Annotated in this window: 21 protein-coding genes; 14 read left to right on the plus strand and 7 right to left on the minus strand. The window is 69.9% G+C overall.

Annotated elements, in window-relative coordinates; translation table 11 throughout:
• The first annotated feature begins 90 nt into the window (after positions 1–90).
• Both ACIPC1_RS13600 and ACIPC1_RS13605 read left to right on the plus strand, forming a co-directional pair.
• Complete coding sequence (locus tag ACIPC1_RS13600) at positions 91–762, plus strand: ATP-binding protein (protein ID WP_402516445.1); 672 nt, start codon at positions 91–93, stop codon at positions 760–762.
• A gap of 167 nt (positions 763–929) precedes the next feature.
• Positions 930–1,919 carry a DUF5926 family protein gene (locus ACIPC1_RS13605; protein ID WP_402516446.1) on the plus strand — a complete coding sequence of 330 codons (990 nt, stop codon included), beginning with the start codon at positions 930–932 and terminating at the stop codon, positions 1,917–1,919.
• Between the two features lie 311 nt (positions 1,920–2,230).
• Here ACIPC1_RS13605 and ACIPC1_RS13610 read toward each other — a convergent pair whose 3' ends face one another.
• Positions 2,231–2,794 (minus strand): hypothetical protein, encoded by a 564-nt coding sequence (locus tag ACIPC1_RS13610; RefSeq protein WP_402516448.1) that lies wholly within the window; start codon positions 2,792–2,794, stop codon positions 2,231–2,233.
• 56 nt (positions 2,795–2,850) lie between these two features.
• Positions 2,851–3,516, minus strand: coding sequence for a bifunctional DNA primase/polymerase (locus ACIPC1_RS13615; RefSeq protein ID WP_402516450.1), 666 nt, complete (start codon positions 3,514–3,516; stop codon positions 2,851–2,853).
• Positions 3,517–3,997: 481 nt separating this feature from the next.
• Between ACIPC1_RS13615 and ACIPC1_RS13620 the strand changes: the two genes are divergently transcribed.
• Together ACIPC1_RS13620 and ACIPC1_RS13625 are read left to right on the plus strand one after the other, a co-directional pair.
• Positions 3,998–5,518, plus strand: a complete 1,521-nt coding sequence (locus ACIPC1_RS13620) for a PP2C family protein-serine/threonine phosphatase (protein ID WP_402516453.1) — start codon at positions 3,998–4,000, stop codon at positions 5,516–5,518.
• Positions 5,519–5,834: 316 nt separating this feature from the next.
• Positions 5,835–7,310: an aminopeptidase P family protein gene (locus ACIPC1_RS13625; protein ID WP_402516454.1), complete on the plus strand. Its 1,476-nt coding sequence runs from the start codon at positions 5,835–5,837 to the stop codon at positions 7,308–7,310.
• Positions 7,311–7,576: 266 nt separating this feature from the next.
• On the opposite strand, the gene ACIPC1_RS13630 is transcribed toward ACIPC1_RS13625, so the two are convergent.
• The gene (locus tag ACIPC1_RS13630) at positions 7,577–7,711 is read right to left on the minus strand and encodes a hypothetical protein (protein ID WP_402516457.1); all 135 of its coding nucleotides are present in this window, start codon (positions 7,709–7,711) and stop codon (positions 7,577–7,579) included.
• Between the two features lie 92 nt (positions 7,712–7,803).
• Between ACIPC1_RS13630 and ACIPC1_RS13635 the strand changes: the two genes are divergently transcribed.
• On the plus strand, positions 7,804–8,031 hold the full coding sequence (locus tag ACIPC1_RS13635; RefSeq protein WP_402516459.1) for a hypothetical protein: 228 nt from the start codon (positions 7,804–7,806) through the stop codon (positions 8,029–8,031).
• Between the two features lie 245 nt (positions 8,032–8,276).
• On the opposite strand, the gene ACIPC1_RS13640 is transcribed toward ACIPC1_RS13635, so the two are convergent.
• A complete protein-coding gene (locus ACIPC1_RS13640) occupies positions 8,277–9,116 on the minus strand; it encodes a triphosphoribosyl-dephospho-CoA synthase (protein WP_402516461.1) in 840 nt (279 codons plus the stop codon).
• A gap of 125 nt (positions 9,117–9,241) precedes the next feature.
• Positions 9,242–9,544 carry a hypothetical protein gene (locus ACIPC1_RS13645; RefSeq protein ID WP_402516463.1) on the minus strand — a complete coding sequence of 101 codons (303 nt, stop codon included), beginning with the start codon at positions 9,542–9,544 and terminating at the stop codon, positions 9,242–9,244.
• A 127-nt stretch (positions 9,545–9,671) separates the two neighbouring features.
• Between ACIPC1_RS13645 and ACIPC1_RS13650 the strand changes: the two genes are divergently transcribed.
• Positions 9,672–11,093: an MFS transporter gene (locus ACIPC1_RS13650; protein ID WP_402516465.1), complete on the plus strand. Its 1,422-nt coding sequence runs from the start codon at positions 9,672–9,674 to the stop codon at positions 11,091–11,093.
• Positions 11,090–12,043, plus strand: coding sequence for a sigma-70 family RNA polymerase sigma factor (locus ACIPC1_RS13655; RefSeq protein ID WP_402516467.1), 954 nt, complete (start codon positions 11,090–11,092; stop codon positions 12,041–12,043). Before ACIPC1_RS13650 ends, ACIPC1_RS13655 begins: the two co-directional genes overlap by 4 nt.
• A 74-nt stretch (positions 12,044–12,117) precedes the next feature.
• Here ACIPC1_RS13655 and ACIPC1_RS13660 read toward each other — a convergent pair whose 3' ends face one another.
• Both ACIPC1_RS13660 and ACIPC1_RS13665 read right to left on the minus strand, forming a co-directional pair.
• Entirely contained in the window at positions 12,118–12,456 is a 339-nt protein-coding gene (locus ACIPC1_RS13660) for an ASCH domain-containing protein (protein ID WP_402517610.1), read from the minus strand.
• 357 nt (positions 12,457–12,813) lie between these two features.
• Positions 12,814–13,314 carry an ATP-binding protein gene (locus tag ACIPC1_RS13665; protein ID WP_402516469.1) on the minus strand — a complete coding sequence of 167 codons (501 nt, stop codon included), beginning with the start codon at positions 13,312–13,314 and terminating at the stop codon, positions 12,814–12,816.
• Positions 13,315–13,695: 381 nt separating this feature from the next.
• Here ACIPC1_RS13665 and ACIPC1_RS13670 point away from each other — a divergent pair, with 381 nt between their 5' ends.
• From ACIPC1_RS13670 to pheA, 7 genes are all read left to right on the plus strand, one after another.
• Positions 13,696–14,583 carry a hypothetical protein gene (locus ACIPC1_RS13670; protein WP_402516471.1) on the plus strand — a complete coding sequence of 296 codons (888 nt, stop codon included), beginning with the start codon at positions 13,696–13,698 and terminating at the stop codon, positions 14,581–14,583.
• Positions 14,584–14,842: 259 nt separating this feature from the next.
• Positions 14,843–15,583, plus strand: coding sequence for a YcnI family protein (locus ACIPC1_RS13675; protein ID WP_402516473.1), 741 nt, complete (start codon positions 14,843–14,845; stop codon positions 15,581–15,583).
• Between the two features lie 106 nt (positions 15,584–15,689).
• Positions 15,690–16,343 (plus strand): SCO family protein, encoded by a 654-nt coding sequence (locus tag ACIPC1_RS13680; protein WP_402516475.1) that lies wholly within the window; start codon positions 15,690–15,692, stop codon positions 16,341–16,343.
• Positions 16,340–16,804, plus strand: coding sequence for a copper chaperone PCu(A)C (locus ACIPC1_RS13685; RefSeq protein ID WP_402516476.1), 465 nt, complete (start codon positions 16,340–16,342; stop codon positions 16,802–16,804). Before ACIPC1_RS13680 ends, ACIPC1_RS13685 begins: the two co-directional genes overlap by 4 nt.
• Positions 16,805–16,818: 14 nt before the next feature.
• On the plus strand, positions 16,819–18,780 hold the full coding sequence (locus tag ACIPC1_RS13690) for a copper resistance CopC/CopD family protein (RefSeq protein WP_402516478.1): 1,962 nt from the start codon (positions 16,819–16,821) through the stop codon (positions 18,778–18,780).
• Positions 18,781–18,788: 8 nt separating this feature from the next.
• Positions 18,789–20,150 carry an iron uptake transporter deferrochelatase/peroxidase subunit gene (gene efeB, locus ACIPC1_RS13695; protein WP_402516480.1) on the plus strand — a complete coding sequence of 454 codons (1,362 nt, stop codon included), beginning with the start codon at positions 18,789–18,791 and terminating at the stop codon, positions 20,148–20,150.
• 33 nt (positions 20,151–20,183) lie between these two features.
• Positions 20,184–21,116 carry a prephenate dehydratase gene (gene pheA, locus ACIPC1_RS13700; protein WP_402516482.1) on the plus strand — a complete coding sequence of 311 codons (933 nt, stop codon included), beginning with the start codon at positions 20,184–20,186 and terminating at the stop codon, positions 21,114–21,116.
• Positions 21,117–21,632: the final 516 nt, after the last annotated feature.

Here is a 21,632-nt window from a genome sequence, read left to right on the forward strand (position 1 = left end):
CTCCCAAAACTCCACAAGAAACCATCGAAATCCAGCCATGCAATGACCGGGAGTGCTCCGGCGCGTTCGCTCCGTATTCGATCGTTACGAGTGCGTCAGCAGACGTTGATTGGCCGGTTTCCGGTCCAGTTCAAAGGGGCATCCACACCGTGGCGTGGGGCAAAGGAGGTCTCGGGGGTGGCGTTGGTGGTGGCACAGGAGGTGCCCGCGTCGTCAAGCATGGCCGTACCTCATGGCCCTGCGGGCGTGGGGGAAGCAAGACACCGGATGCGGGATCAGCTGCGTACCGGTGGCATAGCGGAAACGGTCATCGATGACGCTGTACTGATCCTTTCCGAACTGCTCAGCAACGCGTGCCGACACGGCAGGCCACTGGGCGACGCCCTGGCGGGGGACGGCGACGTCCGCGCCGCGTGGTGGGTCGACGCGTCCGGAAGGCTCATCGTCGAGGTGACGGACGGCGGCGGTCCGACCCGTCCGATTCCGGCCACACCCTCGGTCACCGCACACGGCGGCCGCGGGTTGAACATCATCACGGCGCTGGCCAAGGCCTGGGGCGTCCGGGACGACGCCCGCGGAGAGATAACGGTCTGGGCCGTCGTCCAGGACGACGTGAAGGCTTCGCGCCGAGGCGACGACCTGGGACGCGACGACCTGGCTACGCGCGTCGCCTCACCGGCCCAGCGCAGGCAGCCGCTGATTCCGCAGCAGCCGACGATACCCGGCCTGGACTTCGCGGACGCCTTCGACGACTTGGCCTGAGCAGACCCGATACGACACCGACAGCAGGCCCGATAAGACACCGACCTGGACCGAAGTGTCGGTTCCGGGACGACCTGGTGCGTTGTCCACAGGGTCCCGTCGGCCCCCGTACGAACGGCTAGGCTCGCGCCCGTAACGAGACGAGCCGTAACCGGGAGACACCCACGATGGCCAAGAAGCGACCCCAGACGAAGGCCAAGCAGCCGCAGCTGAAGGATGGTGCCCGAGCCGGAGGCGCTGATGGACACGTATCGGTGGTCGGCGCACGCGAACCCTGCCCCTGCGGCAGTGGCCGCCGCTACAAGGCCTGTCACGGCCGGGCCGCCGCGCACGCGGCGACCGAGCTGGTGCAGCGCCCCTTCGAGGGCCTGGCGGGCGAGGGCGACTGGATCGCGCTGCGCGAGCTGGTGCCCGCCGCGACCGTCGAACTGAAGCTCAGGCAGAGCCTGCCGGAGGGCGTCCCCTCGGTCACGCTCGCCACCGTCCTGCCGATGGCCTGGCCCGCGCTGCGCCGCGACGACGGCTCGGTCCTGATCGGCCTACAGAACGACACCGCGTCCGGCGACATCAGCCGCGACCTGGCCGACACCCTCCAGCGCGCGCTCACCGCGCAGCCCGGCACCCCGGTCGAGGGCCGCCGCGCCCCGTCCGACGCTCCGCGGCTCCAGGATCTCCTCGACCCGGAGGGCACCTTCGAGCCAGTTGTGCACGCGGGCTTCGAGTTCTGGGTGCCGGACGCGGAGAACGCGTCGCCCGAGGTGACCGCCTCCCTGGAGCGGGCCAACGCCGCCGCCATTCCGACCGTGAAACTCTCCGGCGTCGACGCCGCCTACTGGTGCGAGACGCCCGACAAGAATCACCTGCGCTGGGTCATGCAGTACCCGGAGGAGCGTCTTCTGGACGCACTTGCACGGCTGCACGCGGCCGGGAGGTCGAGCCTCGGCGAGGGCACCCGACTGGTCGGCTCCTTCCGCGCACACGGGCTCACCGTGCCCGTCTGGGACCTGCCGACGGGGGTCACGGCGGACGACATCGAGAAGCCGGCGGCCGAGTTCGCCGAGCGCCTCACCACCGCCCTGGCCACGGACGCACCGCTCACCTCGGACGAGCGCCGGGCCCGCGGCGGCCTCACCAACCGACAGGTGACACTCAGCTGACATACAGACAAGGCAACTGACCTCCCGGTCAGGTGGTCAGGAGTCACTCAACAGGTGACTCCTGTCACAACTCCCCGTACCGGCAGGTAAATTCGTGTCCGAATAGCCAAGACCGAATTTGCGAACCGCCGATCTCTTGTTACCGTTCGAGTAGCCCGGTTGCTGGTGCATCCCCCGTCGCCAGCAACCGGGTCTTTTCATGTGCAAGATCCCGTACGGTGCCAACCGCCTTGCTGCGTCGCCGAGTTGCCTCCCCAACGCACGGCGCCGAGTTCCTCCCTGGGCTTACGGCGCCAAAGTTGCTCCACGGCCTACGGCGCCGAGTTGCTCCCCGAGCGCAGCAGCAGCGGCCCGTCCTCGCCGCCCCTCGCGAACTCCGCGACCGCCGCGTACGCCGCCACATCCCCCGTCGTACGCCCCCGCGGTGTCTCGCACACCCCCGGGTCGTCCTCCGCGCCCACCGCGCAGCGCATCAGCACGGTGCGGCCACCGGGCTCCATGAGGCTCAGTACGGAACTCAGCCCGCCACCGGTCGCGTTGCGGTAGTAGGTGCGCGCCCAGGTCTCCTCACCCTGCGTCAGGACGCAGGTCTGCGCCTCGATGCCGTCGTCCGAGGTGAGTTCGGGGCCGCAGCGGGCGGCGGTGGCGAGACCGAGGCCGAGCAGCCGGGGCGACGGCGCGGGGTCGGGAGCGGGGTCGGGGGCCGGCGCCTTGTTGCCGCCACTGCCGACGTCGTGTTCGGAACTGCTGGAGTGTGCGGACGCACGTGCATCCGCAGGACCCTCGTCACCGACAGGTCCTGCGGATGCCACGGCCAACGGAAGAGCGACCGTGACCGCCACTACGCCCGCGAGTGCGAGCAGGCGAAGGTTCATAGAGGGGAAGATAACGACCATGGGCGGGCACCCGGTTCGCCGCGCGCCCGACACCCCTACAACTCGGGCGCGCTCACACCCGTACGAGTGAGGGCCTCCACCACCGCGTCCACCACGGCCTCCACATCGGGCACCCAGGGCGCGGCCGAGCCGGGCAGTGGTGCACGTTCCCAGCGGATCTGGCCCTGGCCCGTCCCGGACGGGGGCAGGGCGATGTAGCCGCCCTCTCCGTGGAAGCGGAGAGAGCCGGGGACGTAGTCCTTGGCGTACAGCAGTTCGCCGAGCTGCTCCAGGGAGTACGGCGCGACGAGGATCGCCCATCGCGTGGGGGCCGCGACGACCGGGCCCAGGCGCATGCCCTGGCGGTCGAGCGCGGCGAGTGCGCGGGCCGCCGCGAGGGCGGGCAGGCTCACCGCGCAGGGCGCCGTCTCACCGGTGGCCAGCACGATCGGTGCCGTCGGCCGGTTGGTCCACCACCAGCGCACCATGCGCTCGTCGGTGGTGGCCGCGAGGAGGCCGGGGTCGAAGGGGTGGGCGCCGGGCACCGTGCACTCCGGGTCAGGGCATCCGCAGCGGGCGCGCCCCTGCGGGTCGGCCGCCACACCCGGGAGTACGGGCCACTGCCATTCGGTCGCGAAGGTCAGGGCCGACTTGAGCATCTCAGTCCTCCCGTTGTTTCGCCTGGACAGGAGCCTGCGTCGCCTTCCGAGGATCTCGCGCATGAGCGCTCGTTCCTTTCCGTTGCACGCCTGGCAACACTGTGGACCATTCACATCATGTGTCGATCACTTCACTGTGCGTACCTGCTGGCGCATCACACCCTTGCTGGAGGCAAGGGGAACCCATCTGGGCCGAGCGTCGGGCTGCGTCCGCGTCCGTACTGCTGTGCCTGAATCATGGGCATGGCGTGGGGTGGCGGCGCCTGGCGTTTTGCCGTCCCGTGTATTTCTGGCCGCCTACGCCACGGGAGGATGGGGCACGGTCGTCGGTGGTTAAGACGCCCGGGTCCGTTGCCAGGTTCCGGGCGATACGCAATCGCCCCTGGCCTTCACCGAGTACGTACCCATCACGACCGCTGTGACGCTCCGTCGAACTAGGCCAGTCGACCTCAATAAGCCGCTACCCGAGTCAGTTTTAAGCCAACTTTACTTTCCCGCAAGGGTTACCGCCCGTCTCACGGACACCAGGAATCCCGGCAGGACAATGCTGGACATCCCCTCACGAGTGCGTGTACATGTGGAGACACTGCTTGCGGCGCAGAACGACATGGGGGTTTGCGATGCTATTGAGCAATACGCACCGGTCGGAAAGCCGGATGACATGACCGCCCCTCACCTTCCGAAAGTGGCCGGAATCGATTCCACGGTTCCCTCGCCCGCACACACTGTCGCGCCGAGGTCCACCACCGCGGTCACCCCCTCGGCCACCTCCTCCACCGGCCCAGGAGCCGATCTCCAAGATCGTCTCGCCGGACTGGTCTCCGATCTCACCACCCTCCACGAACTCACCGAACGCCTGGCACGCACCGCGACACTGAGCGACGCACTCGAGGAGCTGCTGCGCGCCGGAGCCGCCCTCGTGGGCGCCCGGCGCGGTCTCGTCGTCATGGAACCGAGCGACGGACTCGGCCCGGACACCACGATCGGACTGGGCCTCGCGCGAGCCGATCTCGGCCACATCGAAACGGTCCCGCGCAGCTGTATGGCGTACGGGAAACTCCTGGACACGGCGGCCGGACTGCCCGGCGGCGAGGCGGAGATCACACAGCCCGACCTGTTCGCCGAGGACGGGCTCGACCCCCGCCACCGCGAGGTGGCCGCCCAGCTCGGCTACGCGGCGAGCTACGCGCTGCCCCTGTCCACGGACGCCGCGGGCCGCCTGGGCGCCGCCGTATGGCTCTACGACGAGCCCGCGGAACCGGTCGAGCGTCAGCGCCACCTCATCGGCCGGTACGCCCGGCACGCCACCGAACACCTGGCACGGCTGCTGGAACTGGAGCGCACGCGCGCGTGCCTCACGACGATGTCCGAGGAGCTGCTGCCCTCGCGGCTGCCCCGGGTCTCCGGCGTCCAGCTCGCCGCCCGGCACCGCACAGGACCGCGCGGCGGCGGGGACTGGTACGACGCGCTGCCGCTGCCCGACGCCGCGCTCGGCCTCGCGGTCGGCTCCGTCACCGGGTCCGGGCCCAGCGCGGTCGCCGCGATGGGCCGGCTGAGGGCGTCCCTGCGGGCGTACGCGGTCATGGAGGGCGAGGACCCCGTCGCCGTCCTGTCCGACCTCGAACTGCTGATGCGGCTGACCGAGCCCGCGCGCTCCGCCACCGCCCTGTTCGCCTTCTGCGAGCCCGCGCTGCGCAAGATCACCCTCGCCGGGGCCGGACACAGCCCGCCCCTGGTGATCGGCCCGCGGCGCACGGAGTTCGTGGAGACCTCCCTGTCGGCGCCCCTGGGCATGCTCGCCTGTTGGGAGGCACCGAGCGTCGAACTGAGCGCCGAGCCCGGCGAGACGGTGCTCCTGTACACGGACGGCCTGCTGCACCGCACCGGCGATCCCATGGACCGCGCCTTCGCCCGGCTGCACGCGGCGGCGGCGAGTGTCCCGAGGACACTGCGCGACGATCCGGGCGCGCTCGCCGATCACGTCCTACGGAGTGTGCTGCTGGACGGGCTGGACGAGGCGGACTCCGAGGAGGACGTCGTACTTCTGGCGGCGCGCTTCGAGTGAGCCGTGAGTCGCGTGGGGCGTATGCCGCAGGAGTCGTACGTCGCGTGGGACGTACGCCAAAGGAGCCGCACGCCACGTGGGGCGTACGCCGCGGGAGCCGCACGTTCGCGTGGGCCGCACGCCACGTGAGCCGCACGCCGCGCTTCGGGTGAGTCGTGAGCAACGCACTGCGAGCGAGCCGTAAGTAACGGCCTTCGAGCGAGCCGTGCGCAACGCACTCCGAGTGAGCCCTGCGTAACAGGTCTTCCAGCTCTGGACCCCCTTCAGTACGACCGTACGATGGTGGGGGTCCAGAGTCGTATCTAGGAGGCAGACCGTGGCGGACGAGCTCAACCCGGAGACCCCGGACGAGACTCCCGAAGAGCCGATCAAGCAGCGCAAGAACGGCCTGTACCCGGGCGTGTCCGACGAGCTGGCCGAAAGCATGAAGTCCGGCTGGGCCGACACGGAGCTGCACGGCCTGGAGCCGATCGCACAGGCCGAGCACACCGCCGCCCGCCGTGCCGCGCTCTCCGCGCGCTTCCCGGGCGAGCGTCTGGTCATCCCCGCGGGCAACCTGAAGACCCGCTCGAACGACACCGACTACCCTTTCCGGGCCTCGGTCGAGTACGCGTACCTCACCGGCAACCTGACCGAGGACGGCGTCCTGGTCCTGGAGCCGGCCGACGCCCCGAACGGGAACGGCAGCCACAAGGCGACCATCTACCTGCTGCCGCGCTCCGACCGCGAGAACGGCGAGTTCTGGCTCAACGGCCAGGGCGAGCTGTGGGTCGGCCGCCGCCACTCCCTGACGGAGGCCGGGGAGCTGTACGGCATCCCCGCCTCGGACGTCCGCGAGCTCGCCGGCGCGCTGCGCGAGGCCACCGGTCCGGTCCGCGTCGTACGCGGCTACGACGCCGGCATCGAGGCGGCACTCACCGACAAGGTGACCGCCGAGCGCGATGACGAGCTGCGGGTCTTCCTGTCGGAGGCCCGGCTGGTCAAGGACGAGTTCGAGGCGGGCGAGCTGCAGAAGGCCGTCGACTCGACCGTGCGCGGTTTCGAGGACGTCGTGAAGGTCCTCGACAAGGCCGAGGCGACCAGCGAGCGCTACATCGAGGGCACGTTCTTCTTGCGCGCGCGGGTCGAGGGCAATGACATCGGGTACGGCTCGATCTGCGCCGCCGGTCCGCACGCGTGCACCCTGCACTGGGTACGCAACGACGGTCCGGTCCGCTCCGGTGACCTGCTCCTGCTGGACGCCGGCGTCGAGACGCACACGCTCTACACGGCCGACGTCACCCGCACGCTGCCCATCAGCGGCACGTACACGGAGATCCAGAAGAAGATCTACGACGCCGTGTACGAGGCCCAGGAAGCCGGAATCGCGGCCGTCCAGCCGGGCGCCAAGTACCGCGACTTCCACGACGCCGCCCAGCGCGTGCTGGCCGAGAAGATCGTCGAGTGGGGGCTCGTCGAGGGCCCCGTCGAGCGCGTACTGGAGCTGGGCCTTCAGCGCCGCTGGACCCTGCACGGCACCGGTCACATGCTCGGCATGGACGTCCACGACTGCGCGGCCGCGCGGACCGAGTCGTATGTGCAGGGCACGCTGGAGCCGGGCATGTGCCTGACCGTCGAACCCGGCCTGTACTTCCAGGCGGACGACCTGACGGTGCCGGAGGAGTACCGCGGTATCGGCGTGCGGATCGAGGACGACATCCTGGTGACCGAGGACGGCAACCTGAACCTGTCGGCCGCCCTGCCGCGGCGCTCCGACGAGGTCGAGACGTGGATGGCCGCCCTGAAGAGCTGAAACAACACGGCTCTTGAAGACTTCAGGACCTCAGGACCTCAGGACCTCAGGACCTCAGGACCTCAGGACTTCAAGGGCTGATACGAGACTGGTGGCCGGGTGCCTGTGGCGGTGCCCGGCCATTCGTGTGCCTGTTCGGGCGGGGTGTTCGCGCTGGAAGCGATGACATTTCTGCTCTGCGCGACCCTGCTGCTGCGGCTGCCGGCCGTGTCACCGTCGGTCGCCGTGCACCGCGTTCACGGACTCGGCGTTCTGCGCGACCGCCCCTACCTCCTGGTCACGTTCCTCAACACCGTGCTGCTGCTGAGGATGCCGCTGCTCAGCCTCGGCATCCCGCTGTGGATCACCGAGCGGACCGAGGCGCCCGCCTGGCTGGTCTCCGCGCTGTTCGTGCTCAGCACGGCTGCGGTGATGGTCTTCCAGGTACGGGATGGCCCGCGGTGCCACGGGCCTCGCGTCCGCCACGCGCGCTATACGCCACTCCGGGCTCGTCATGCCGGCGTCCCGCGCGGTCTTCGCCCTGTCGTCCGGCGTCTCGGCGTGGGTCGCGGTGAGTGCGCTGGTGGCGGGGGCGGTACTGCAGGTCCTCGCCGAGATGCAGCAGTCCGCGGGTTCCTGGCAGTTGGCCTTCGACCTCGCTCCGGCCGACCGCATGGGCGAGTACCAGGGCTTCTTCGGCACCGGCGTCACGGTCGCCCGCACGATGGGCCCCTCGTCCTGACCGCGCTGCTGGTCGGCTGGGGGACGCCGGGGTGGCTACTCCTGGGCGGGGTGATGCCGGCGGCCTCGTACGCGATGAGGCCGGCGACGCGGTGGGCGAGCGCCGGGTCTCCGAAAGGGCGCGTCAGACAGCCCGCGCCGGTGCCGGTGAACGGTGAACGGTGCCGGCGCCGGTGCCGGTGAGCTGACCGCGTAGAAGCGCGGTCGGGCAGCCCGCGCCGATGAACCCACCACACAGGAGCGCGATCAGGCAGCCCGCGCCGATGAACTCACCGCCACCGGCAGTAAGTCCACGAACAGCGCCCCCGCGAGCAGCCCTCCGCTGCCGCGGGGGCTCCACGCGCGCGCGTGGAGGTCGTCGTCGAGGGCGGACAGGGCCTCGCGGCCCGCCTCCGTGGACGTACCGCCCGCTTCGAGGACTCCGCGCGCGCCCGCCTGGACATGGCGCAGGCCATGCGGGCCCGCCGTGTGGAGCAACTCGGTGTCCTGGAGGGTGGACATGACGGTGAGGAGGGCGTCGAGCCGGGCGTCCGGCTCGGACGCGCCGACGTCACGGGCAGCGGTGAGCGCCTCCAACGCGCGCCGTACGTGTGGGAATCCCGCCCGCGCCTCGCCGCGCGCCCCGGCGGCGCCGTACTTCGCCGAGACGGACGACCCCCGGGAAGGCCGCCGCGGCGCCCGCCGGTCCTGGTGCGCCGCGATCTGCTTGGCGGCCGCGGTGAGGTCGTTGCCGGTGGCCCTGGGCTCCAGGGCCGCGGCGGCGACCAGGAGCCCGAGGACCCACAGGGCGCCGCGATGTCCGCCGCCCGCGAGGGCCACCGAGTGCTCGGTGGACCGGCCGATCGCGCCCAGTTCCGTACGGAGTTCGCGCGTGGGTCCACCGATACGGCGGGCGGCGGCCGCCATCGCCAAGAGGCCGGGCTCCAGCGCCTTGGCCGACCAGCGCAGGGCGCGGTGGTCCTGGCGGGTGACCCGGGCGTCGAGGTCGCGCGGGTCGGGCAGTCCGGGCTTGGGAGCCAGCTCCAGCTGCCAGGTCAGCGCGGCCACGGCGGCCCGCGCGAGCATCTCGTCCTCGCGGCTCCTCATGGGCGTACCTTACGAAGACGCCACCCGATCGCGGTGACCGGAGGTACGGTCGCGGCCGACGGATTCGGGGTCGCGGGGCCACCCGCCTTTGCCAGTCGACTTCCCGCCGACGCCCAACCTGGCCGTCAGCTGTCGGCGGTCACCGCCGCCGCGGAGTACGTGCCGATCAGGGTGGCGTTCTCGCGGGTAGGGCCCGCGGTCAGGCGGTCGCCGAGGTTTCGCTGGAACTCCTGGAAGGCGATCAGCTCGGGCAGGCCCTCGCCATCGACGACGTGGACGAAAGTGACTCCGTCCGCCAGTCGGAAGCTGCTGTACCGCAGGCCGGATGGTGCCGTGGCCGCCAGTTCGGCGAAGACGTTCTCGATCAGGCGCTGGTTCTCGTCGGCCGCCTCGGGCTTGGTCTCGTAGCGGATCACTGCTGTGCTCATCGGGCTCCCTCAATTGGTTTCGCTGTCACTGGTACTGACAGTGCGAAACCGGCAATCTCATCGCCGCGATTACTTCGGTCCTCCGCAGTTGTCAGTACCAGTGACAGCGAATTCATGGAGGAGCCTCGTGAGCAGCACGGAACGGACGACCGTCGACCAGCGCTGGGTGCTGGGCCTGACTGCGATCGGCTCGGTGATGGTGGCGCTCGACGCCCTGGTGGTCGCGGCGGCACTGACCACCATCAGGCAGGATCTCGGCGCCTCGATCGAACAGCTGGAATGGACGGTGAACGCGTACAGCCTCAGCTTCGCGATGTTGTTGCTGACCGCGGCGGCGATCGGTGACCGGTGGGGCCGGCGCCGGACGTTCGCGGCCGGCCTCGCCCTCTTCTCCGTCGCCTCGGTCGCCTGCGCGCTGGCTCCCTCGGTCCCGTGGCTGATCGCTGCCCGCACCTTCCAGGGGATCGGCGCCGCCGCGGTGATGCCGCTGGCGATGGCTCTGCTCGGCGCCGCCTTCCCACCCGAACGCCGCGGCTGGGCGATCGGCATCTTCAGCGGTCTGACCGGCCTGGCCGTGCTCAGCGGCCCAATGATCGGCGGCGCCGTGACGGAGGGCCTGGCCTGGCAGTGGATCTTCTGGATCAATGTGCCGGTCGGAGCAATTGCGATCCCCCTCGTGCTCCGTAGGATCCCCGAGAGCCAGGGAGCGGATCGCCAGGTGGACCTGCGCGGCACCGCCCTCATCACCCTGGCCGTCCTCGGCGTTGTCTGGGCTGTGGTCCGCGGCGAGACGGCGGGCTGGGCAAGCCTTGAGGTCATAGGCGCGTTCGCCCTCGGAACCCTGCTGTTGCTGGCGTTCCTGGCCTGGGAGCACCGCGCCCGGCAGCCGATGGTGCCGCTGTCCTACTTCCGTATCCGGGCGTTCTCGGCCGGCAACGCGGCCGGCTTCTTCCTCACCGCCGCACTCTTCGGCGCGGTGTTCTTCCTCGCCCAGTACATGCAGGTCGCTTTCGGCTCCGGCCCGATGAAGGCCGGGCTGCAGCTGCTGCCCTGGACCGCCACGCTCTTCCTGGTGGCGCCGGTCTCCGGCCGTCTGGTGGACAGGATCGGCGAACGCCCACTCGCCGTGACGGGACTGACGCTGCAGGCGGTCGGCATGCTCTGGATCAGCCAGGTCACAGGGGGATCGGTCCAGTACCCCGAACTGGTGCTGCCCCTGATCGTGGCCGGCTGCGGCGTCTCCATGGCGATGCCGGCGACGCAGAGCGCCAGTGTCGGAGCACTGCCACGCGAAGCTGTCGGAATCGCCTCCGGCATCTACAGCATGATGCGGCAGCTCGGCGGAGTCGTCGGAGTCGCCGTCCTGGCCGCGGTGTTCGCCGCCGCCGGCGGCTACGAGTCCTCCGCCACGGCATTCACCCGGGCCTTGGCCGTCTGCGGCGTACTGTCCTTGCTGGGAGCACTTGCCGGACTCGGGATCGCCGTCCGGCGTAGTCCCGGCCCGGAAGGCCGGGTTGCTCGGCCGGAGCGGGTCGAGGAGTTGCGATGAACCTGGAGGACGAGTTCGCGCAGTACCGAGGTGACCTGGTCGCGTACTGCTACCGGATGCTCGCCTCGCTGCACGACGCGGAGGACGCAGTCCAGGAGACATACCTGCGTGCGTGGCGCGGGTTCGCGGAGTTCGAGCAGCGCTCGTCGGTCAAGACGTGGCTCTACCGGATCGCCACTCGGGTCTGCCTCAACGCGTTGAAGCACAGCAGCCGCCGGATGGTGCCGTCGGCGGTAGGTGCTCCTGGCACCGATCCTGACGACCTGGCTGCGCAAGCGCCGGAAGCGACCTGGCTGGAGCCGTTTCCGGACCTCATGTTGAACGCTGACCCGGCTTTGGTCGTGGGGACTCGTCAGAGCCTGAGGCTGGCGATGGTCGCCGCGCTGCAGCACCTGCCGCCACGTCAGCGCGCCGTACTGATTCTCCGGGACGTCGTTGCGTGGCAGGCGTCAGAGGTAGCGGATCTGCTCGAAACGACGACCGCGGCGGTGAACAGTTCGCTCCAGCGGGCGCGTACGGAGATCGCCAAACTCGCACCGGCCGAAGACCAGTTCAGCGAACCGGACGAACCGGTGCGCCGTGCACTGCTCGACCAGTACGCCAAAGCCTTCGAGTCGGCCGACATGGTCGCCCTGAAGAGCCTGCTGGCGCAGGACACCCGCTGGGAGATGCCGCCGGTCCCCACCTGGTTCGACGGCCGCGAGGACGTATTGCGCCTGCTCACAGCGAAACTGCGGCCAGGAGAGGGGCAGCGGATCATGGTGGAGACGTCCGCGAACGGACAGCCCGCATTCGCGGTGTACATCCGCGGACGGGAGGGCACCTTCCACGCGCACCAGCTGCAGGTGCCGACCCTGACCAGGTCCGGCATCTCCGCGGTGCTGGCGTTCCACCGGGCCGACCTGTTCCCCCTCTTCGGACTGCCGATCGACCGCGCCGCCACGGACTGACCACCGTCTCTGGAGAGTCAGCCCGCCTCGTCGTTCAGGCGGGCCGGGCCGGGTTCGGGTAATCGACCAGGTACTCAGTCAGAGTGAGCCGTCAGCTTCATCTCGATGGCAAGTGCGCCGAGCGCCTCCTTCTTCGGCGGGTGGATGGCTCGGATGTTGGCCAGCTGTTCGTCACGGGAGGCAGTGGCGTTGACGTTTGACGGGCCCTCTCCGTCGAGGAGAGCCCGGAAGTCGGGGTACTCGGTGACGCGCAGGACATTGACATCGCAGGTCTCGTCGGTGCCCTTGATGCGGAAACGGATGGTGTCGCCGGCGGCGAGGTCTTCGAGGTGCAGGTACTTCACCCGTACTTCGATGGTCTTGGTGCCCGCCGCGACGAGGTCGAAGTACTTGCGGTAGAGGGACTTGGACAGCTTCGCGCCGGTGCCGGTGACGGTGACGGTGACGGTGACGATCTGGGGGCAGAAGAGGCGGGCGGGGAGCCGGGCTCGTGTGAGGCCCACCGCCTGGAGGGCTTCGTCGACGAGGTGGGAGCCAAAAACCCGGTCGCCGCCCATGACCATGACCATGACCATGACCATGACCATGACGTGGAACGTGCCTTCAGCCAGACGGGCACGGACTCAACGGACGAGTCGGCCACGTCGAACGAGGGCACCTCTTCGGCCGTGTGCCCTGGCTGTGCCCTCGCGGCCTGCTCGAGCCCACGCGACGGCACTCAGACCGGCCCGTCACGCCGCTCCCTCGCGGTTCAGCGAGATATAGCCGCCTCACACCGCCATCAAAGGCGCGCCCTTCTTCCACTTGAGGATCTTGTCGAAGCTGACCACCGCGCCGCCCCGCCCCGGCTTGTTGCCGATCTGGACGTGGTCCGCGAGTTCCCGGATGAGACACAGGCCCCGGCCGTGCTCGGCGTCGCTGCGGGCCGGAACCGGGCGGAGCGGGGTGTGCGTAACACGGCCTGACGGAAGGTCGGGGTCGGACGGAACGTAGGGGTCGGACGGGAAACCCGGGCCGGAGTCGGCGACTTCGATGCGGCACGTCTCGCCGTCGAGGTAGGCGGTCACCCGGTAGGCCTCGGAGAAGCCGCCCCGCGCGGTGTCGCCGCCGTGCTCGACGGCGTTGGCGCAGGCCTCGCTCAGGGCGATGGAGAGGTCGAAGGAGACGTCCGGGTCGACGCCCGCGGTCTCCATCGTGCCGAGCAGCAGGCGCCGGGCGAGCGGAACGCTCGCAGCTTCACGCCGCAAATGGAGTGACCACCAGATGCTCATGCTCCAGCCTCCCGGCCGCGGCTCGACATACCGTTACGTATTGCCGCAACCACGCGTGCGCAATCGCCCACTTGACGTGATGCCGCCCATACGGCGGATGCGCAGGCGACAGGAGTCGGTGTATGTGCAGGCGGCGGGACCGCCGTACCCGTGAAGAACACGGACAACATGGGCGGCCCGGACCTCGCGAACTGCACTGACAGCACTGGCGGCACTGGCGGCACTGGCGGCACCGATACGGGTGGCGCGGACGGAATCGACACGACCGGCACGGCCGCCCCGCGCAAGGACGGTCGCCCGGATCGCCGCCCTCCGGACCAAACGTCATCTTGCGGACCTGCCGTAGGGAACGGGTAAGCCCAGTGCGATGATGAGCCCGCCATGACTGCCCCCCACAAGCGCACGGCGCGCTCCGGATGCGATATCCGGATGCTCCGGGCCGCGGTGTTCGCCGCGGTCTGCGTCGTGCTGGCCGCGGCCGGTCATGTGCTCGCCTCCTCCGCCACGGTCCCGCCGTGGACGCTGGGCGCCGGTTTCCTCGCGGTCTTCGCCGTCGCCGCGCCGCTGGCGGGACGCGAGCGTTCCCTTCCGGGCATTGCTGCCGTCCTCACGATCGGCCAGTGCGTACTGCACACACTGTTCGGACTCGGCCAGCACGGCGGTACGACGATGACGATGGGGTCGGCCGTCACGTCAACCACCGGCGCGAGCACCGGGTCAGGGACCGGGTCCGGCATGGCGTCGGACATGGCGTCGGGCATGGTCATGGCCGACGCCTCGGTCGTCGAGCGCGCGGCGCGCCTGCTGTGCGGCGCGACCGCGGCGGCGATCAGCCCCGCGCAGGCCCAGCAGATCCTCGCCGACGCCCGGCTCGACACGGGCGCGACGCAGTCCATGCACCACCCCGCGGACGCCATATCGGCGACCGGTTCCCCGATGTCCGTGCTGCCCTCCCTGCCGATGCTGCTCGGCCACGTCCTCGCGGCCGTCGCCGCCGGATGGGTGCTGCGCCGAGGGGACATGGCGCTGCTGCGCCTCATCCGGCTGTCGGCGCACGGGGTCACCGAGGGGGCTCTCGTACGTTCCCTGCGCGCCGCGCTCGCACTCGTACGCGCCCTGCGCACAGGCCTTCCGGGTACGCCCGGCGCGGCACCGCGCACTCCGCGCCCCGCGCCGCTCACGCCACCGAAGCCTCGTACCACCGCGCTCCAGCACACCGTCATCCGGCGCGGACCGCCGCTCTCCACCGCGCTCGTCCTCGCTGCCTGACGCGACGCACCACTCCACGGAGGGGCTGCCGTCGTGCGGCACACGCGCGTGCCCGCGTTTTCGACGCCTCCAAGGGGCGCCCCACGGGTGCCTTCCGCACGCGCATCGCGTACCACGCGCGCCCCAGCTCACCGGATCCCATCCGATCGCACCGGATCTCGTCCGACCTGGCCGGATCCCGTTCGATCTGGTCGGACCTCACCCGATGTCACCGGATCGCATCCGATCCCGTCGGACTCACAGTGGAGTGCTTCCTGTCATGAAGGTTTCCCGTATCGCCGCCGCCGGTGCCGTCGCCGCCTCGGCCGTCCTCGTCCTGTCCGGCCCCGCCTTCGCGCACGTCAGCGTGCAGCCGGAGGGCGCGGCCGCCAAGGGCGGATACGCCACGGTCAACTTCAAGGTCCCCAACGAACGCGACAACGCCTCGACCACCAAGCTCGAGGTGAGCTTCCCGACCGACCACCCGCTCGCCTCCGTCATGCCGGAGGCGGTCGCCGGCTGGACCGCCAAGGTCACCACGTCCAAGCTGGACAAGCCGCTCGAAATGCACGGCGAGTCGATCTCCGAGGCCGTCACCAAGGTCACCTGGACCGCCACCGGCAAGGGCATCGCGCCCGGCTTCTTCCAGAAGTTCCCGCTCTCCATCGGCGCGCTCCCCGAGGACACCGACGAACTCGTCTTCAAGGCGGTCCAGACGTACGACAACAAGGAGGTCGTCCGCTGGATCGAGGAGCAGAAGGAGGGCGCGGAGGAGCCCGAGAACCCGGCCCCGGTGCTCGCGCTCAGCGCGGCGAGCGAGGAGGGCCACCACGGAGCGACCTCTACGGCCACCCCCTCGGACGAAGCCGCCGCGGAGCACACGGAGACCACCGAAGTCGCCGCCGCTTCCACCGACAGCAGTGACACCACCGCGCGCGTGCTCGGCGTCGTGGGCATCGTCGTCGGCGCGGCGGGCGTGGCGTACGGCGTACTGGCCGGCCGTCGGCGCACCGACGCCTGAGGCCCATCGCACTCCCGGTGCGCGCCGGAGGTCGTACGACATCGCCGTACAGGCCCTCGTACGACCCCGGTGCGCACCGGCCTCCTCACATCTGGGACATTTTTGTATGCGCAAGAAGACGTATGCCGCGGCCGCCCTGTTCGCTGCCGCCGCTCTCACCCTCTCCGCCTGCGGCAGCGGTGACGACAGCAACAAGCCGATCGCCGACGTGTCCGTCGAGGCCGACTCGGGCAAGGCCGCGACCGTACTCGACCAGCCGTTCGAGAAGCCGGACCTCGTACTCACCGACGCCGAGGGCAAGAAGTACGACCTCCGCGCGGAGACCAAGGGCGACCCGACGCTGATCTACTTCGGCTACACCCACTGCCCCGACGTCTGCCCGCTGACCATGAACAACCTCGCCGTCGCCAAGAAGGCGCTGCCCAAGGCCGAGCAGGACAAGCTCCGCGTCGTGTTCGTCACCACGGACCCCGACCGCGACACCCCCGCCGCGCTCCGCGAGTGGCTCAAGGGCATCGACTCCGACTTCATCGGCCTGACCGGTGACTACGCCACCATCCAGGCCGGCGCCCGCACCCTCGGCATCTCCATCGAGCCGACCACCAAGGACAAGAACGGCAAGCTCGTCTCCGTGCACGGCACCCAGGTCATCGCGTTCTCGCCGAAGACCGACGGGGGCTATGTGCTGTACGGGGAGGACGCCACCGTCGACGACTACATCAAGGATCTCCCCAAGATCATCAAGGGACAGAACCCGTGAGGCGTCGCACGACGGGAGCCGCCGTGCTGACCCTCGCGGCCCTGACACTCGCCGGGTGCGGCGCGGACAGTTCCGCCAACACCTCGGCCAGGCCCGAACTCAAGGTCACCGGCGCCTACATGCCCGCTCCGAGCATGGACACCATGGCGGCAGGCTTCTTCACCGTCACCAACTCCGGCGGGGCCGACACCCTGACCTCCGTCACCAGCGATCTCTCCGACGACGTCACGCTGCACTCCACCAAGGACGGCACGATGGAGGAGGAGACGGCCTTCACCGTGCCCGCCGACGGCACCCTCGACTTCGCCAGCGGCGGCAACCACCTCATGTTCGAAAAGCTCACCCACCGACCGAAGCAGGGCGAGAAGGTGTCGCTGGAGCTGCACTTCGCCAAGTCCGGCACGCTGAAGATCTCCATGCCGGTGCAGTCCGCGACGTACAACCCGAAGACCGGGCACTGAGGGAGGGATCACCTGTGACGCCGACCATCGCTCCCCGTGGCGCCACGCAAGGCGTCGCGCGGATACGGACGCTGCTGTTGCTGTTCCTCGCCGTCACCGGCGCGCTCCTGGCCGGCGCCGCGCCCGCCTCCGCGCACGCAGCGCTGACCGGGAGCAACCCGACGCAGGGGTCGGTGGTCGACAAGGCGCCCACCCAGGTCTCGCTGACGTTCTCCGAACAGGTCGCCCTGTCCGACGGCGCGCTCCAGGTGCTCGACCCCAAGGGCAAGCGAGTGGACACCGGCAGGGCGACCAACCCGAGCGGCACCACGTACGCCATGAAACTGCACGCCGGGCTGCCCGACGGCACCTTCACCGTCACCTACCAGGTGGTGTCCGCGGACAGCCACCCCGTCTCGGGCGCCTTCACCTTCTCCATCGGCGCGCCCTCGCAGACCACCGTGGCCGTGTCCGACAAGGAGGTCGGCGGCGGGATCGTCGGCGCGCTCTACGAAGCCGGGCGCTACATCTCGTACGCCGGGTTCATCCTCCTCGTCGGCGGCGCGGCCTTCATCCTGGCCTGCTGGCAGCGGGGCGCCGGAGTCCGCGCGGTACAGCGACTCGTGGTCTCCGGGTGGCTCGCACTGACCGGCGCAACCCTCGCGCTGCTGCTCCTGCGCGGTTCCTACGTCGGCTCGGGCAAGGTCGGCGACATCTTCGACCTGGCGCTGCTCGGACAGGTGCTGCAGACGAAGGCGGGTGCGGCGCTGGTGTCGCGCCTGCTGCTGCTCGCCGCGGGCGCGCTGTTCATCGCGGTGCTCTTCGGGGCGTACGTGAAGCGGGACGAGGCAGAGGCTGGGGCTGGGGCTGGGGATTCTGCAGCGGATGCGGACGCCGAGGACGCCGCCGCGAACAGGGACCTCACCTTCGGGCTCGCGGTCGGCGGTGCCGTCGTCGCGGCCGGACTGGCCGCGACCTGGGCGATGGCCGAACACGCCTCGGCCGGCATCCAGACGGGCATCGCGATGCCCGTCGACGTCCTGCACCTGCTGGCGGTCGCCCTCTGGCTAGGCGGCCTCTCGACGCTGCTCGTGGCCCTGTTCCGGGCACCCGCAGACGCCCAGATCGAGGCGGCGGCCGTCCGCCGCTTCTCGCGCGTCGCGTTCGGCAGCGTGATCGCACTCGTCGCGACCGGCATCTACCAGTCGTGGCGGCAGGTCGGCTCGTGGTCGGCGTTCACCGACACGACTTACGGACAGTTGCTGCTCGTCAAGATCGGCCTGGTGACGGTACTCGTCGGCATCGCGTGGATCTCGCGGCGCTGGACCGGACAGCTGTCCGAGCTCCCGGCTCCGGAAGCCGTCGCGGCGGCCGTGGTCGGACAGCGCGCGAAGACACGGACCAAGATTCCCGCAGGCTCCGGTGACACACGGCGGGCAGCCCAGCTCGCGCGACAGGAGGCCGCCGTGGCCACCACGCGCGACAAGCGCCTCCGCGACGCCGACCCGCTCCGCTCGGGCCTGCGCCGCTCAGTGCTCGTCGAGGCCGGTGTCGCCGTCGTCCTCCTCGCGGTCACCACCGTGCTGACGTCCACCGAGCCGGGACGCACCGAGGAGGAAGCCAAGGCAGCCACCTCGGCCACCTCCCAGCAGGCGGGACCACTGTCGCTGAAGATCCCGTTCGACACGGGCGCCGAGGACGGCAAGGGCACCGTGGAGGTCACGCTCGACCCGGCCCGCGTGGGCGGCAACGAAATGCACGTCTTCGTAGTGCGGCCCAACGGCAAGGCCTTCGACGTCCCCGAGGTGAAAATCGCCTTCACGCTCGAGTCGAAGAACATCGGACCGCTCCCCGTGACCCCCGACCGCGTCGCCACCGGCCACTGGACGGCAAGCGGGGTACAGATCCCCATGGCGGGCGACTGGAAGATCGCCGTGACCGTGCGGACGTCCGACATCGACCAAGCGACCGTAGACAAGAACGCGAAGATCGGCTGAACCACACCATGGCTGACCAGTCCACGCCGGCGGCCCCCTCCCAGGGAGGCGCCGCACAGGAGACATCCCCTGATGCCTCTCCCGAAGAGGGCGCTCTCGGTGCTCTCGAGGTGAGCCCTCCCAGAGAGGCCGTTTCCGAAAACGCCTCCCCCAAGGAGGGCATTTCGCGGCGGCGACTACTGGGAACCGCCGGGGCCACCGGGCTCGCACTCGGTGCGGCGGGCGGCGCCGCGGGGTACACCGCCGCCCCTTCCGACAGAGCCCTGCCACTCACCTCACTTGGCGCGGACACGGTGATGTTTCACGGGAAACATCAGGCCGGCATCACCACCGCACTCCACTCCAGCGGCCACCTCATCGCCTTCGACCTGGCGGCGGGCGCGGGCCGCAAGGAAGCGGCCGCACTGCTGCGCCGTTGGTCGACGACAGCCCAACGGCTGATGGCGGGCGAGGCCGCCACGCAGGACGACACGGACGTCGCGCGGGACGCCGGACCGTCGTCCCTGACGGTCACCTTCGGCTTCGGGCACAGCTTCTTCGCGCGCACCGGCCTGGACAAGCAGCGCCCGGTCGCCCTCGACCCGCTGCCCGACTTCTCCTCCGACCACCTCGACAAGGCACGCAGCAACGGCGACCTGTGGGTGCAGATCGGCGCGAACGACGCCCTCGTCGCCTTCCACGCCCTGCGCACGATCCAGAAGGACGCGGGCAGCGCGGCCCGCGTGCGCTGGCAGATGAACGGCTTCAACCGCTCGCCGGGCGCCACCGCCCAGCCGATGACGGCCCGCAACCTGATGGGCCAGCTCGACGGCACCCGCAATCCGAAGCCGTCCGAAACCGACTTCGACGAGCGCATCTTCGTCCCCGCCTCCGGCGACCCTGAGTGGATGACGAACGGCTCGTACGCCGTCGTACGCCGTATCCGCATGCTCCTCGACACCTGGGAGCAGCTCTCGGTGAAGGCCCAGGAGGAGATCATCGGGCGGAAGAAGTCCACCGGGGCAGCGCTGAGCGGCGGCACCGAGACGACCGAGATGAACCTCGACGGGACCGACGCCGACGGCAACCTCGTCGTCCCCATCAACGCGCACGCCCGGATCACCCGGCCCGACCAGAACGGCGGCGCCGCGATACTGCGCCGCCCGTTCTCCTTCCACGACGGCTTCGACCCGGCCGGGGTGCCCGACGCGGGCCTGCTCTTCATCTGCTGGCAGGCCGACCCGGTACGCGGCTTCGTCCCCGTCCAACGCAAACTCGACCGCGGCGACGCGCTCTCGGAGTTCATCCGCCACGAGGCGAGCGGGCTGTTCGCGGTGCCCGGCGGGGCGGCGGAGGGGGAGTACGTAGGGCAGCGTTTGCTGGAGGGGTGAACCGGGTCGCGTAGGGCCCATTAGGGTGAGGTCATGCCAGCCAGTTACGCGTATCTCGGCCCGCAGGGCACCTTCACCGAAGTCGCCCTGCGGACGCTTCCGGAGGCTGCCACCCGGGAGCTCGTCCCGATGGTCTCGGTTCCCGCCGCACTCGACGCCGTCCGCAACGGCGAGGCCGAGGCCGCGTTCGTGCCGATCGAGAACTCCGTGGAGGGCGGCATCACCACGACCCTCGATGAACTGGTCGCGGGCAAGCCGCTGATGATCTACCGCGAGGTGCTGCTCTCGATCACCTTCGCGCTGCTGGTCAGGCCCGGCACGAAGCTGTCCGAGATCAAGACCGTGACCGCGCACCCCGCCGCGCAGCCGCAGGTGCGCAACTGGATGAAGGCCAACCTCCCGGACGTACTGTGGGAGTCCTCCGCCTCGAACGCGGATGGTGCCCGACTCGTCCAGGAGGGCCGGTACGACGCCGCCTTCGCCGGGGAGTTCGCGGCCGGCCCCTACGGCCTGGAGGCCCTGGAGACCGGGATCCACGACGCCGAGAACGCGCAGACACGGTTCGTGCTGGTGGGAAGGCCCGCCCGGCCCGCCGCGCCGACCGGCGCGGACAAGACGTCCGTGGTCCTGTGGCAGCGCGACGACCACCCCGGTGGGCTGCGCGACCTGCTGGGCGAGTTCGCCACACGGGGCATCAACCTGATGCTGCTGCAGTCCCGGCCCACTGGCGAAGGCATCGGCAACTACTGCTTCTGCATCGACGCCGAGGGCCACATCTCCGACCGCCGGGTGGCCGACGCCCTGATGGGACTCAAGCGGATCTGCCTCCAGGTGCGGTTCCTCGGGTCGTACCCACGCGCCGACATCGGTGTCGAGGACGTACGCACTCCGCTGCGGGGGACATCGGACGACGAGTTCGTCGCGGCCGCCGACTGGGTGGCGCGCTGTCACGACGGACGGTTCTGAGCGGTCGGTCACTTCTGCCGCGCCCGGCGTGCGGACGTGCCGTGTCAGAGCTCAGCGCGGCCTTGCGCAGCGCAGCCTTGTCCAGCCCGCCCCGCCCCGCCCCGCTCATCTCTGGCCATCTCCGCTCCGCTCTGCTCTGCTCTGCCACCAGTCGTACCTGCCGATTTTCCTCATCCACAAGAGTTATCCACAGGTGCGCTTCTCGACCTGGGGACAAGTCGACAACGAAGGCCTACATCGTCGACAAATCGGCCTGTGGGCCCCTGGTTCATCCACAGGGCGGCATGTCACCCCTCGTCCACTCTTTTCCCTTGGTCAATCCTATGGAGCGAAGCATTTCTGCTCGAATCCACTCGAACGTGGGTGTAGGGATGGTTTGACCCGAGAATCCTCCGCCCTCCTTGCGCTTTTCGGAATGATCACTTCCATAGTCCACAGATCTTCCACACACCCTGTGGATAACTTTCGGAAGGTACGGCCCCCTGTGGACAACCCTCTGCTCAAGTCCCCTTCTCC

Source organism: Streptomyces sp. NPDC087263, from assembly GCF_044744645.1.
Lineage (GTDB): Bacteria > Actinomycetota > Actinomycetes > Streptomycetales > Streptomycetaceae > Streptomyces.